General features: G+C 33.4%; 5 protein-coding genes. All 5 read left to right on the plus strand.

All coding sequences use genetic code 11. From position 1 onward, the window contains the following. Nucleotides 1-14 precede the first annotated feature (14 nt). The 5 genes from B5P40_RS01360 to B5P40_RS01380 all read left to right on the plus strand — a co-directional run bounded on the left by B5P40_RS01360 (nucleotide 15) and on the right by B5P40_RS01380 (nucleotide 16419). Nucleotides 15-1025, plus strand: coding sequence for a fatty acid desaturase family protein (locus B5P40_RS01360; RefSeq protein WP_002189230.1), 1011 nt, complete (start codon nucleotides 15-17; stop codon nucleotides 1023-1025). A gap of 194 nt (nucleotides 1026-1219) precedes the next feature. Next, on the plus strand, nucleotides 1220-1939 hold the full coding sequence (locus tag B5P40_RS01365) for a thioesterase II family protein (RefSeq protein ID WP_002193100.1): 720 nt from the start codon (nucleotides 1220-1222) through the stop codon (nucleotides 1937-1939). Then, nucleotides 1929-7697: a non-ribosomal peptide synthetase gene (locus B5P40_RS01370; RefSeq protein ID WP_113708727.1), complete on the plus strand. Its 5769-nt coding sequence runs from the start codon at nucleotides 1929-1931 to the stop codon at nucleotides 7695-7697. Before B5P40_RS01365 ends, B5P40_RS01370 begins: the two co-directional genes overlap by 11 nt. Next, nucleotides 7690-11916 carry a type I polyketide synthase gene (locus B5P40_RS01375; protein ID WP_113708728.1) on the plus strand — a complete coding sequence of 1409 codons (4227 nt, stop codon included), beginning with the start codon at nucleotides 7690-7692 and terminating at the stop codon, nucleotides 11914-11916. Before B5P40_RS01370 ends, B5P40_RS01375 begins: the two co-directional genes overlap by 8 nt. Before the next feature lie 18 nt (nucleotides 11917-11934). Next, nucleotides 11935-16419, plus strand: coding sequence for a non-ribosomal peptide synthetase (locus tag B5P40_RS01380; RefSeq protein WP_113708729.1), 4485 nt, complete (start codon nucleotides 11935-11937; stop codon nucleotides 16417-16419). The last annotated feature ends 8 nt before the right edge of the window (nucleotides 16420-16427 follow it).

Raw genomic sequence — 16427 nt, forward strand, 5'->3', positions numbered from 1 at the left:
AAGGAGTTAATAATATGATTAGAGGAACTACCGATTTAGGGGAAAGTCAAAAGAAAGAGTTAGAGAAGCATCGTTTTTCGAAAGAAATCAACTTGGAAATTCGCGAATTACAAAAAACCAACAATTGGTATAATTTTTTTGCCATAGGATTGGATTGGGGTATTGTGTCCTTAGTAATTGCATTGAATTATTTTATCCCTACTATGTGGATGTATTTGATTAGTATTGTTATCATTGGTAGCCGTATGCGTGGCCTTGATATTATGATGCATGAGTCAAGTCATCGTATGCTTTTTAAAAATCGTAAATTAAATAAGTGGGTTGCATGTTTCTTTGCTGCTTATCCGATAATGATTTCTTATAAAGCATATTGTAAGAGTCACATGAATCACCACAGGTATTTATGGAGTGAGATAGACCCTGATAAGCAAAGGTATCAAATTGTTGGGTTAGATAAACCGACTAAAAATAAAATGAAATTTTTTATTCAGCATTGCTTAAAGCCTTTGTTCTTAGTACATGTGCCGAATTATTTGATTGGAATGATCAAAGTAACAGCATATGCAAAAGAGGAACCTAGATTTGATCAAATAATCAGGACTCTATATTGGGGCGCTATCATTATTTGTTCGATTGTTTTCGGTTTCTGGCAAGAGTTGATTTTATTTTGGGTAGTTCCGTTTTTAACAACTTTTCAAATGTTAAAATATTGGGCTGAAATGGCCGAACATGCAGGACTAGAATCGGAAAATGAGATATTTGCATCAAGAAATTCTTTTGGGAATTGGTTTGAGCGCTTTCTCATTCATCCTCATAGAAACTCATACCATTTGGTACATCACTTGTTCCCTGCTGTTCCACACTTTAACATAAAGAAGGCTCATCTTATTTTAATGAAAGATGAAGAATATCAAAAAGCGCATCATTGTACAGGGTTCTTTTTTTCCACTGCACCAGGATTCTCTTCTGTAATAGATGATATACAAGGACGGATACCATTTTGGAATAAAGTGAAAGGGAAATAGATCATTATACGTGTTGTGCTACATAGGCTGTATGGAAATTTAATGGTTTACCAAAGATAATTCCTGATTGCACCCTAAAATATAAATGGGAGCTAGATTAATAAAAAAATTGGGAGATGTTAGGTGGCTAATTAAGTTCTATAGAGCCTTTTAAAATTTAGTAAATAATTTTGATTCATAGGAAAGGAGAGTATATGAATAACACGATGCTTTTTTGTTTTCCTTATGCTGGTGGATCCGGTTCGATATATAGTAAGTGGAAAAATTACTTACATCCTAGTATTGAATTGAAACCAATTCAATACGCAGGAAGGGGTAAAAGATTTCAAGAAGATTGTTATGATGATATGAATCACGCGGTTAATGATATATTCGAATGTATATATAGAGTTGTAGGTAATTGCGATTACGCGTTTTTTGGTCACAGTATGGGCGGGCTTATCGCTTATGAACTTTGTAAGGAAATAGAAAGTAGAAATCTTAATGCTCCTGTGCATATTTTTCTATCAGGTGTAAAGCCCCCAAATTTTATTAGAGAACAAAAAGTGTCTAACTTACCAGAAAAAGAATTTAAAGATGTGATATTAAATTTAAATGGTACTCCAAAAGAAATTCTTAATAATCAGCAGTTAATGGATATATTTATCCCAATTTTAAGATCTGACTTTAAATTGATAGAAGAATATAAATTCAGTAATGAATTGTACAAGTTAAATACGTGTATTACTGCAATGTACGGTAAGCTGGATGATGTTACTGAGGAATACATGAAAAAATGGTGTGAGTTTACTTCGAGAGATACTGTTGTTTATGGCTATCCAGGAGATCACTTTTTTATTAATGAAAATTACATTGATATTATAAATCTTATTAATTCAACATTGGTTGGGAGAGGAGATTATTATGAGCAATGATGTTTATAATGCAGATTTGTTAACTAAAGAGGAGAAGTTTTGGTTGGATCAACTATCAACGGATTTAGAAATGAGTAGTTTTGTAAATTTTAATAAAAAAGTTGGTGTGAAAAATCAGGAAGAAAAAATATTTACATATAGATTATCAGAAAACATATCACATAAAATTAGTGAAATAAGTAATCATTCTGAATATGGAATGTTTATCATTTTGATTGCTAGTGTGAAATATTTGCTCTCAATATACACGGATAGTAAAGATATTTCTATTGGAACGCCAGTAATTCAATCAAAATCTGGCACAGCATATTATGATCATCTTTTGATTATAAGAAGTAATGTCCATAGTAATATGACATTTAAAGAGCTTCTATTAAAAGTACAACAAAACATTACAGAGGCAAATAAAAATCAGAAAGTATCGCATAAGCGATTAGCAAAACTTTTAGGAGATGAGAATGCAAATTCTAATAAACTGAATCCTCGTACAGTCATACAGTTTGAAAATATTCAACATAATATTTCTAATCATTATACAAATGCAGATACCGTCTTTAATTTTAAATGGCATGGAGATAAAATAGAGTGTTGTATCACTTGTAAAGAAAGTGTAGGAGACTTGATTGAAAGAGTTATAAATCAATTGACTCATTTGTTAAAAGCAGTAGTAGCTAATCCGAGTATAAGGCTCTCTGAAATTGATATTTTATCCAATGAGAGAAATCGTATTCTAAATGAGTTTAACAACACAAAAACAGGTTTTCCTAAGGATCAATCTGTGGTTGACTTGTTTGAATTTCAAGTAGCTAAAAGTCCCCATAAGCTAGCAGTCTTTTACCAAAATCAAAATTTAACTTACGAGGAATTAAATATAAGAGCAAATCATATAGCACATAAATTAGTTGAATTAGGAGCTAAAAAAGATTCTGTAATAGGGATTATGTTAGATAGATCGCTCGAACTTCCAATTGGTATATTAGGTGTTTTAAAGGCAGGAGCTGCATATTTACCCATTGATCCAAACTATCCAAATGAACGAATTAATTATCTCTTAAGTAATTCTAATGTAGATATCATTTTGAAGTGCAGCAATAATGAATTTAATTTTATAATTGAAAACACTAGATTTGTTGATATAGATACAACTTTGGGAGACGGTACACCTATAGAAATGAGTGGTAATTTAGAATTGAAAATTCCATTAGAGAGCTTAATGTATGTTCTTTATACATCTGGGAGCACTGGTGACCCTAAAGGAGTTATGGTGAAAAGAAATTCATTTATGAATTTGCTCAACTGGTATACCAATGAATTTGATATGAATCCAACCGATAATGTATTATTAATTGCCCCAATTAGTTTCGATACAGCGCATAAAAATTTATTTGCTCCATTGATAAAAGGGGGGCGATTGCACCTTTTTGAGTCAGGTATGTATGATTACAATAAAATGTCTGATTATATAAATATTCATAAAATCACGAGCATTAATTGTACCCCAAGTGGTTTTTATCCATTGGTTGATTATAATGAGAGAACTAATTTTAGTAGGTTAATCACGTTGAAGCGTATTTTTTTAGGTGGTGAATCGATAAATTGTAAAAAACTCAAACCTTTAGTTAAATCAATAAATTTCAAGAGCGAAATTATAAATACGTATGGTCCCACGGAATGCACGGATTTAGCCTCTTTCTATAGAATTAGTAATCAAGAGATAGAAGAATTGAAGGTGATTCCAATCGGAAAGCCTCTTAATAATGTCGAAATATACATTGTTGATCAAGAGATGAATCTTGTACCTATTGGTATAACAGGAGAACTGTGTATTGCTGGGGTTGGATTGGCACGTGGGTATTATAATGCTCCAGATTTAACGAGAGAAAAATTTGTAGAGTTTCCGAAAATTACCGAAAAAAAAGTTTATAAAACAGGAGATATGGCAAGGTGGATGCCTGATGGGAATATTGAATTTATTGGAAGGAAAGATAATCTTACGAAAATAAGGGGGTTTCGGGTAGAAGTTGGGGAGATAGAGACTGGTCTTATGAAGCATCCAGATGTAGATGAGGTTGTTGTTGTTGCAATCGAAGATACTTTCGGTACGAAAGTATTAAGTGCTTATTTTGTTGCCAATGTGAATATAACAAACTCAGAATTAAGAAATTTCCTTATTAAAAGTTTGCCGAATTTCATGGTGCCAACCTACTTCACTCAACTGAAAAAAATGCCACTCAATCAAAACGGGAAAATTGATCGTAAAGCATTGCCAGTGTCCAACTTGGATCCAGTATCAGACTTCGACTATGTTGCACCAGAAGGCGAATTGGAAAAAAAGGTTGCACATATATGGAGAGATGTTCTTAATATTCAAAAGATAGGAGTGTATGATAATTTTTTTGAGTTAGGTGGGCATTCTTTAAATGCTGCTTCGATTATATTGAAAGTTAACCAAGAATTTGACGTGAATATACACTTAAGTGAAATGTTTAAAAAGCCAACTATAAAAGAATTTACAACTCTAATACTGGATGGGGAACAACATAAAAGTTCAATTATATTACCTGTTGAAGCAAGAGAATACTATCCTGTTTCATCACAGCAAAAAAGGCTATTTATTATGTGGCAACTTAATCGTGATTCAGTAGCTTATAATTTACCGTCGGGGACAATCATAGAGGGTGATCTCGAATATGATATGTTGGTGAGAGCTTTCCAACATCTTGTTGATCGTCATGAATCTTTACGTACATCGTTTTCATTCATCAATGGACAAGTGGTGCAGTATGTACATCCTAAATTAAAGGTTATTGTTGATATCGTTGAAGCATCGGAAGAAGAATTAATGGAGTATGTACATGGGTTTGCTACACCTTTTAATCTGGGACAACCTCCTCTATTTAGAATCAAAGTTATTAAAATCAGAGAAAATAAGCATTTGCTGTTAACTGATGCTCACCATATTGTCTTTGATGGTATATCGATGGACATAATTATGGAGGAATTTTATGATAGTTATTTAAATAAAGATTTGCCTCCGATTAAATTACAATATAGAGACTATGCAGTATGGCAGGCAGAATTTTTTCAGACTGATGATTTTAAGAGTAAAGAAAAGTATTGGCTAAACATATTTAAAGATGAACCTCCATTACTGGAGTTAAATACAGATTATCCACGACACCCGGTGCAACTTTATGATAGTGATTATGTACCAATTATGGCGGGATACGATTTGACAAAGCGTTTGAAAAAGATAGCGAAGGAGAATGGGACAACCCTATATACGGTGCTACTTGCTGCTTTAAATGTATTGTTTTTAAAATATACGGGTCAAGAAGATATTACGATTGGTACCCCTACAGCTGGCCGATCTCGTCCAGGTTTGGAACGGACTATTGGTATGTTTGTGAATACGGTAGTAATAAGAAATTTCCCATGTCGCAAAAAAACATTTCTGAATTTTCTGGATGAAGTGAAGGATAATACAATAAAAGCCATTGATCATGAGGAATATCCGTTTGAATTGTTAGTAAATCAAGTAGATGCTTATCGAAATACAGGGAGAAATCCAATATTTGATATTATGTTTTCTTTGGATAATGATGAGTATTTCTTTAAGGATAAAGGGGAATTAACTTTCCGAAAATTCCCATTTGAAAGTAGTATGACTCAATTTGATATGTTCATTCATGTATTAGAAATTAATGAAGATATGCATTTTAAGTGGAAGTATCGTAAGGATATATTCAAGAAGGATACAGTACAAAGATTAGCAGAACATTTTATTTATCTACTTGATGAGATTACCGAAAAGATGGATATACCATTACAAGATATCCAGATGATGTCTGAATCAGAGATGAAAACCGTTCTTTATGAATTTAATAATACGACGGATGAATATTTGTATCAAATGACGGTGCATGAGATATTTGAGCAGAAAGTGAAAGAAGGTCCATCAGAAAATGCCATCGTATATAAAGAAATGACACTAACGTACTCTGAGCTGGATGCAAGGGCAAATCAACTGGCCCGCACTTTAAGAAAAAAGGGAGTGCAAAGAAATAGCGTTGTTGGACTTATTGCAGAGCCTTCCTTAGAAATGGTCATAGGAGTTCTCAGTGTGCTAAAAGCAGGAGGGGCATTTTTACCGATTGATCCCACTCTTCCAATAAGCAGGATAAAATATTTTTTGAGAGACAGTGATTGTCAGTTGGTTCTGGCCCGAAATAATATGAAGGAACGCTTTACTTTTGAACAGGAAGTAATTAGGTTGGATGATGAAATAAACTGTAAAGAAGATGGTTGTTATCTTGAAAACATAAACCAGCCCGACGATTTGGCATATGTAATTTATACCTCTGGAACAACCGGTAACCCTAAAGGGGTTATGGTCGAACACAAGAATATTGTGAATCAGTTGATAGGACTCATTCGGAAATTAAAATTTAATCAAGAAATGAATCATTTATTGCTAGCAAAAATCACATTCGATGTTTCTGTTCAACAAATCCTTCTCCCGATTCTCTCTGGGGGTAGGTTATATATTCCTGAGGAAGAGCTAATCGCTGAGCCAAGAAATATGTGGAACTTTATTGAGAAAAACAAAATTAATGTCTTGGGCGCTGTACCTACCCATTTGAAAGTTTTAATAGATAATATTGTCATAAGTCAACCTCTTAACTATGTTCTTGTAGCCGGTGAGGTCTTTACAAAGAGTCTTTATGATCAATTAAAGAGTACTGTTAATGCTGAGATGATTATTAATCTGTATGGTCCAACCGAGACGACGATTTTTTCAACATACTATATTTGTCGTGAAAATGAAGAGGGTTCGAGCATACCAATAGGTAAGCCTCTAAGTAACTATAGGGCATATATTTTAAATCAAGATTATTATCCTGTACCTATTGGTGTGACTGGGGAGTTATATATTGCTGGGGCAGGTGTAGGAAGGGGATATATCAATAAGTCAGATTTGACAGATGAAAAATTTATGTCCAATCCATTTATTCCAGGTGAGAAAATGTATAAAACGGGAGACCTTACAAGGTGGCTCCCTAATGGGGACATTGAGTATCTTGGAAGGATTGACCATCAGGTAAAGGTTAAGGGAGTCCGAGTAGAGCCAGATGAAATAAAAAACCACATTTTAAATCATAAATATATTGATAATGCAATTGTTGTTGCGAAACAAAATCAAAGTAATGAAAGCTATTTGTGTGCGTATCTAATTACAAACCAAGAGGTTACCAGTACAGAATTAAGGGAGTATTTGAGGAATAAGTTACCTGAATATATGATTCCGTCACATTTTGTGCAATTAGAGAGTATGCCTGTAACGAATAACGACAAAGTCGACGTAAGAGCCTTGCAAGAAAGGGATGATGAGAATTATATATCGTTAGGTACTACTTATATAGCACCTGGAACGAATCTAGAAAAAATGATAGCGGAGATCTGGAAACAGGTACTTGGGGTAAATCAGGTCGGTATTTATGATCATTTCTTCGAACTTGGTGGGAATTCACTGAATATTATTCAAATAAATGAACGGTTGAAAAATGATTTGAACATCGACATAACTGTAATGATGCTATTTAGATATCCTACAATTTATTCTCTATCCCAGCAATTAAAGATGACTGCTGAGAGCAGGGTACAGGAAAAAATGAATTCAAATAGAGTTCAGGTAATAAAGGAATCGAAAAATAGGTTAAAACAAAGACGTCAAAGAAAGAGGGATTCGAATGAATGATAGTGCACAGGAACCGATAAGAAATGGTATAGAGATTGCTATTATTGGAATGTCTTGCAGATTTCCTGGTGGAGATACTATAAATGAATTCTGGGAAAATTTGAAGAATGGTGTAGAATCGGTAACTTTCTTCACAGATAAGGAGTTACAGAAAGGAGGAATTGATCTAGAAACGATCCAGAATCCCAATTATATAAAGGCTGGTGGGGCTATTACAGGAACAGAATGGTTCGACAATAAATTATTTAATTACTCACCTAGGGAATTAGAGGTAATGGATCCACAGCTGAAAATTTTGCACGAGTGTGCTTGGGAAGCATTAGAGAGTAGTGCTTACTTTTCGGATACCTTTAATGGTTTAATTGGTACTTATATTGGAGCATCTACAAACTTATATTGGTTAGAAGCGGTATATGATGGAGCGAAAGATTTTATAAAAGAAGCAGAATTTTTAAATGGTTCTCAATTTTTCGGCACCAGATTATCACATAAATTAAATTTGAAAGGTCCTAGTTATACAGTTCAAACTGCATGTTCCTCTTCATTGGTTGCTGTGCACTTGGCATGTCAAGCTCTATTAAGTGGAGATTGTGACATTGCTTTGGCTGGAGGGGTTTCACTTACATTACCTGAGAAAAGAGGGTATTTATACAAGGATGGCATGATTCTTTCACCAGATGGACACTGTAGACCTTTTGATGATAATGCTAGGGGAACGGTCAATGGAAATGGAGCGGGAATTGTTGTTTTGAAGCGTATGGAGGATGCGATTGCTGATGGAGATTTCATCCATGCTGTTGTGAAAGGATCCGCAATAAATAATGATGGCGCTGATAAGGTTAGTTTTAATGCGCCAAGTGTAGAAGGACAAGCTGCTGTTATTAGAGCAGCTCATCACATGGCCGAGGTAGAATCTGAAAGTATATCATATGTAGAGGCTCATGGTACTGGAACAATGCTAGGTGACCCGATTGAGGTTGAAGCCTTGAAGTTGGCATTTAATACAGAGAAGAATAATTTTTGTGGTATTGGATCGGTTAAAGGGAATATTGGTCATCTTGATAACGCTGCAGGTATAGCAGGTTTGATAAAAACTGTAGTTGCTTTGGAGAATCGCATGATTCCACCAAGCATTAACTACGAGAAAGCAAATGAAAAAATTAATTTTGGTAATAGTCCATTTTATGTACAGGATACATTGGCAGAATGGAAGAACCAAGAGTTTCCTTTAAGAGCAGGAGTAAGTTCATTTGGTATGGGAGGAACAAATGCCCATGTTGTACTTGAGGAACCTCCCCAAAGAGAAGCTTCTGAGCGGAGTAGGAGATATCAATTACTTTCTTTTTCTGCACAAACGAAAAAATCTCTTGAAGAGCAAACTAAAAAGTTAGCTGAATATTTAAATCATAACAATAATGTGAATTTGGCTGATGTAGCTTATACACTTTTAAATGGAAGGAAAAATTTAAAATATCGAAGAGCATTAGTGGTTTCGGATATAGAGGAAGCGAAGCGAGAATTTTTTATTCAAAATTCTGGTAAGGTTCAAACTAACATTTGTGATGGCGGTAGTAAGCAAATAATTTTCATGTTTCCCGGGCAGGGTGCGCAATATGTAAATATGGGATTGGATTTATATAAAGAAGAGAAGAGATTTCGAGATGAAGTGAATCTTTGTTGTGAGATTTTAGAAGAGATTAGTGGGATTGATTGGAAGGAAGTCTTATATCCAAAGGACCTGGAAGCTAGAATGAGAGATGATATAAATCAAACATCTAATACACAGCCTGCAATATTTATTTTTGAATATTCATTAGCAAAAACATTAATGGAATGGGGCGTCTATCCGGACGGCATGATTGGACATAGTATAGGGGAATATGTGGCGGCTTGTTTGGCGGGAGTGTTCTCATTAAAGCAAGCGCTACAGTTGGTGTATGAGCGGGCGACCTTAATGCAGCAATTACCTAAAGGAAGCATGATAAGTGTAATGGCTTCGAAAAATGAAATTTTACCACTAATGAATCAAGATGTATCTATTGCCGCGGTGAATAGTCCAATATCATGCGTAATCTCAGGTTCTGATGAGGCAATCTATACTTTTGAGGGGGAATTGATTAGGAAAGGTTTTCAGTTTAAAAAACTTACAACTTCCCATGCCTTTCATTCATCCATGATGGACTCAATTTTAGATACCTATGGAAAGAGGTTAAAAGAAATTAATTTCCAGGATATTAAAATACCATTTGTATCCAATTTGACAGGAGAATGGATTACGGAAGAACAAGCAAAAAGTGCAGATTATTGGGTGAATCATCTGCGACATGTAGTGGAATTTTCTGAGGGCATTAAGCATCTACTATCGGGTACGGAAAGTATTTTTGTGGAGGTTGGACCAGGTAGAACATTAAGTAGTTTTGTTAGACAACATACTCAAGGAGAATCAAAATGCCCAATTATTAATACTGTAAGGCATCCTAAAGAAAAAATTTTTGATGACAATTACTTGCTTCAAAATATTGGTAAGTTGCATATTCATGGCGTGAAGATTAACTGGTCCAAGTATTTTTCGCAAGAAAGAAGATATCGTGTTCCACTCCCTACGTATCCTTTTGAACGGCAGTTCTTTAGCCTTTCTAAGGATATTGAAATGGAAGAGAGTTCCCCTTTATCGCAAAGTGACTATGTAGAAGAGCTAAAGAGGAATGTTGTTCCGAAAGATGATAAACAGCGGAAAATTATAGAATCATATAAGAGAGTTACGGGAGTAAAACAAGTTAGTATCCATGATGATTTCTTTGAATTAGGAGGTAGCTCACTAACGGCTATCAATGTTGTTTCGAGCTTACAGAAGGATTTTGATATTTCTATTAATCATTTATTTGAATACCCTAGAGTCTCTGATCTAGCGCAGCATATGACATATAAAAAGGAGAAGACCATTCCAGATGCATTAGCAACTTATCTGATTGCTAGAGGAGAAAGGCATCGGTTGATGGAGGAGAAGATAAGAGGAGACATAGCGATACGAAGTTTATATGATGATAGAAACAAAAAGTATTACGAAATCAACCTTTCTTGCCAAACCGGTTATAAGGAAGTTCTATTGACAGGAAGCACGGGATATTTGGGCGTTTACTTATTACATGATTTATTAACTGAATTAGATTGCAATGTACATTTGATTGTAAGAAGTGACAATTGTATAAAAGCAGAAAATCGCATTAAAGAAAAAGTTTGCTCTTATTTTGGAACATCTTTTTATGATAAGTATAAGAAAAGAATTTTTGTATATAGTGGCGACCTGACAAAAAAATATATGGGCTTAGATTTGCCGAACTATCAATATTTGAGTGAAACAATCCAATGTATTATACATTCAGCAGGCAGTGTTAGTCATTATGGGAAATATGAAAAATCCTATGAAGCAAACGTTCTAGCTACGAGAAATGTAATTGATTTTTCGCTTAAGGGAGTAAAGAAAGATGTGAATCATATTTCTACATTGGCTGTAGCTTCTGGTGTAGTAAAGAATAACGAAGATATATTGTATACGGAGTATGATAATGATTTAGGGCAAATTATTGAAAATCCTTATCCAAAGACAAAGTTAGAAGCTGAAAAGATTGTACTGGAAACGAGGGATAAGGGAATAAATGTAAATGTTTTTCGAGTGGGAAACATTGGTTTTGATTCTAAAACAGGAAGGTTTCAAGAAAACATAGAGCAGAATGCATTATACTCAATGATGAAATCATATATAAGAATTGGATTGGTTCCAGAAATGGAAAGAGATATAGATTTTGCATGTGTGAATGATGTTAGTCAGGCAATTATTAAGTTGTTTAATAAAAAAGAATTAATGAATGAGACTCATCACATTTTCAATCCTAACTATGTAAGCTTATCAGCTCTTTTAACAACGTATGGATTAGACATAGATGTAAAAGAAACTTCAATTGATAAATTTATAGATTATATCTTTGATGAAAAGCAATTTAATCAATATGCATCAGATATATATAATTTACAGCTGCATTGTATAGGAGATGAATTGAAAACATTTAATGATGTCGAACAAACATTGTTCCATATAATGGGAGATAAAACGAATATGCTGTTAAGAAAAACGGGTTTTGTATGGAATAATATTACGGATGAAATGACGAAAAAAATGATTAGATATGGTCAAAAAGTTAATTATTTCGAAAAACATTAAATATAAAGTGGTGATAATTTGAAGTATAGAGAATATTTTTCACTAACTCATCCTCAACAAAGGATTTGGTATATGGAGAAAATTAATCCTCATCAGCCATTGCATAATATTGGGGGAACAGTAAAGATACAAGGAGAAGTGGATTTTGATTGTCTTGAGAAAGCAATTAATTATTTTATAAAAAAAAATGATGGAATCAGGCATCGATTTGTAGAATCGGATGAGAAGGTTCATCAATATGTGGAGAAATATCATAAATATCAAGTTCGATATACTATTTTTAATAGTCAGAAGGATTTAGATGCCTGGGTTCAGCAGGAAGCTTCAAAACCTTTCGATATCAATGAACAAGACTTATTTGATTTTGCTTTGTTCAAGTTACAAGATACTAAAGAAGGGGGATATTTCGTTAAGGTCCATCATATAATTTCTGATGGTTGGTCTATGAATCTTTTAACTGAACAGATTTGTAATGCATACACTCAAATTTTGAAAGGTGAAAAAATAACAGATCAGCTTAATAGTACCTATATGTATTGCCTTGAGAAGGAAGAATCCTATTTAACTTCAAAAAGATTTATGAAGGATAAAAATTTTTGGAATGAGAAGTTTAGTAAGCTCCCAATTGTGAAGCGGAAGAACGAAGTAGATTGTGCAAAGGCAAATAGAAAAACATATTCTTTAACAAATAATCAATCGGATGAAATTAAACAATTTGCTACTGACATAAATGTTTCTGTGTACGCATTCTTTGTTGCCCTATATTATATTTACTTAAATAAAGTAAATGGGCAGGATGATTTAATTATTGGAATGCCTGTACTTAATCGAGCGGGGAAAAATGAAAAAAATATTGTGGGGATGTTAACAAGTACTATGCCATTTCGTCATACTGTTGATAGTGAAATGACAGTCTTAGATTTTATAAAAGGCATTAATCGTGAATTGGTTCGCTGTTATTATCATCAAAAATATCCATATGATGTATTGGTGAAAGATTTGGAATTAAAGAAAAAGGGATACGGTGATTTATTTGATACATGTATTAACTATTACAATACAAAACTTCCTACTGAAATTAATGGTACACCAATAGAAAATGAAGAATTTTACAATAGGAATCAGATTTATTCAATTCAATTGATTATTCGAGAATGGTCTAGATTAGGAGGATTTAATCTAGATATAGATTATAAGGATCATATGTATACAGAAAAGCAAATTGAACAAATGTATCTTGGAATCAGTCATTTACTGAATCAGATGTTGGAGTCGCCTAATAAAAAGTTGATGGAATTAGAAATTTTACCAGAAGATATGTGGAATAAATTGATATATGAATTTAATGCAACGAATAGGGAGTATCCAAAGGACAAGACAATCCATCAGCTTTTTGAAGAACAAGTAGAAAGGACACCAGATAGAGTTGCGATTTGCCTGGAAGATAAGGAACTTACGTATCGTGAATTGAATGATAGATCTAATCAATTAGCGAGGTATATATTAAAGAAAAATGTAACAAAAGGTACAGTAATAGGAATATCAACTACGCATTCTCTAGAAACAATTATTGGAATTTTAGGAATTTTAAAAGCAGGAGCGGTATATTTACCTATTGATCCACAATATCCATCTGAACGGGTCAATTATATGCTGCAAGATTCAGATATCAATATTCTGTTCACTAATTTTGATATTTCGCATCAATGGGATCTTTCTTTGTATGCGGTTGAGGTTATCCATATAAATGCAGCTCATATTTATATGGGAGATACTTCTAATATTAAAAATAGAAGTGAGCCGACTGACCTTGCTTACATCATATATACATCGGGTTCTACGGGAAACCCTAAAGGTACAATGATTGAACAGAAAGGATTGGTTAATTATATTTCCTGGGCAAATCAAGTATATGTAGGCGCAAGTGAAAATGAAGTTTTCCCATTGTATTCATCTCTTGCTTTTGATCTTACTGTTACAACTTTATTTACCCCATTAATTAGTGGTAATCAGATTATTATTTATCCTGCTGATGCAAACGAATATGTATTATATAGGATATTTAAAGAAAAAAAAGCAAGTATTATTAAATTAACTCCATCTCACCTGTTTTTATTGAAAGATTCAGACTTTGCTGGGTGTTCAATTAAAAAAATTATTGTTGGTGGAGAAAATTTAACAGTAGACCTTGCCGCAAACATACAGAAAAAATTAGGTAGAGAAACAAAAATATATAATGAATATGGGCCCACAGAAACAGTTGTAGGATGTATGATTCATCAATTCGATATTGAAAAAGATAAAGGGGTATCTGTTCCTATTGGTGTACCTGCACAAAATATGAAAATATATGTGTTGGACTCCGATCTTCGCCCAGTACCAATGGGAGTTGTTGGAGAAATTTATATTTCTGGGGAAGGTGTTGCAAGAGGATATTTTAACAATCAGGATTTAACAAGAGAGAGATTTATTGTAAATCCATATTCGGAAAAAGAGCAGATGTATAAATCGGGTGATTTAGCTAGATTTATTGAAGGAGATAAGATTGAGTATTTGGGAAGGAAAGATGATCAAGTAAAAGTTCGTGGGTTCCGCATAGAACTAAAAGAAATCGAAATAAACTTGCAAAAATATCCGAGCATTAAGGAAGTGGTAGTGATTGATCAAGAGGATTATGATGGAAACCGCTATCTTTGTGCCTACTATACTGAGAATGCTAAGGTGAAGACATCCGAACTATTTAGATTCTTAAAAGAGATCTTACCAGTTTATATGATTCCTTCGTATTTTATTGTGTTGAAAGAAATACCGTTGACGTTTAACGGAAAGCTGGATAGAGAGGCCTTGCCGAAACCTGAAGTTAAAATAGAGAAAAAAACTGAAGGTGAGATAGAAAGTGATTTAGTAGGTATTATACGTGAAGTATTAAATGTTGAAAAAGTAAGTATAAGAGACAACTTCTATCATCTAGGCGGGGATTCCATTAAAGCAATTCAAATTTCTTCTAAGATACGTGAGAAAGGGATTAAAATAAAAACAAAGGATATTTTGGCTAATCCAGTTATTGAAGATATGATTTTATATTTAGAAATGACTAGCACAAAAGAGCAGAAGAGTAATCAACAATGTGTTGGTAGTATTGAAACGATACCATCTATCTCATGGTTTTTTTCGCAAGATTTGAACAATATAAACCATTATACACAGTCAGTGTTAGTCAAAGTAAAGGATGACGTTGAGGTTGGGATACTTGAATCGGCATTTAGCTCATTAGTTTGTCATCACGACGCTTTTCGCTTGAATTACCGGATGGAAACGAAGGAATTATTTTATAATCAAAATAATTACAATAAAAAAATAAAAATAGAATCATTAGATTTATCTGAATTATCAAAAACAGAGCAAAGTATTCGTATTGCTAGTATTGGAGAAATATTGAAATCGAGCTTTAATATTGAAAATGAAATTCTTCTTAAAGTTTGTATATTTGATTTGGGCGATTTTGGTAAAAGACTATTAATGACAGCTCATCATTTAGCTGTTGATGGTATATCTTGGCGAATTATTTTTGAAGATATAAATCAATTATATAAACAGATAGAAAATAAGCAGAAAACTTCTTTGCCGCCAAAAGATAATTCGGTACAGGATTGGGCAATTGAGTTAAAGAGAATGAGTAAAAAAATTCCAGAATCAGAAAAGCGATACTGGGAGCATGTATATCAATATGAAGAGAATTCATTTAATGATTTTGATTTAGGATTGGATCGTATGGAATTTTGCGAGAAAATGATTAAGAAGTTAACAGAAGAAGAAACTATGCAGCTGTTACAAAAAGCAAATGAAGCTTATCGAACAAAAGGTAATGAACTAATGATTATAGCGCTATCATTGGTAATGGCTAAGTATATTAAAACAAATGATGTGATTATTGAAATTGAAGGGCATGGGCGTGAAGAATTAAATGATGAAATTGATGTATCGCGAACTATTGGATGGTTTACGAGCCTATTTCCAATTCGGTTACAATTTGAGGATGTAGATATATCACAACAAATTAAACAATTAAAAGAGCAATTGCGTAGCGTTCCAAGTAAAGGTCTAAATTATGGAGTTTTAAAGTATATTTCGAAGGAATTAAGTTCCGAATCTCGAAAGTATGTTCGTTTTAACTATTTAGGTGATTTTAATGCTACATTTTCCAATGGAATTTTTGAATTTGCGTATGAAAATTCCGGTCAAGATAACAGCAATAAAAATGAGATGGATTGTTTGCTAGATATCGTTGCGTATACAGTAGATAAAAAGTTGAATTTGTCGATTACGTATAGCAAAAACAAATTTAAACAAGAAACAATATCGCAATTTTTCATGGAGTATATGAATCAATTGAGAGATTTGATTCAACATTGTTGTCAGAGAAAACATGCTGAATTCACCCCATCTGATTTTGAAACGGCAAACCTCTCGAGTGAAGATCTTGAAAATATATTTAATATATGATATTAGAG

The sequence above is a fragment of the Bacillus sp. SRB_8 genome, from assembly GCF_003264205.1.
Lineage (GTDB): Bacteria > Bacillota > Bacilli > Bacillales > Bacillaceae_G > Bacillus_A > Bacillus_A mycoides.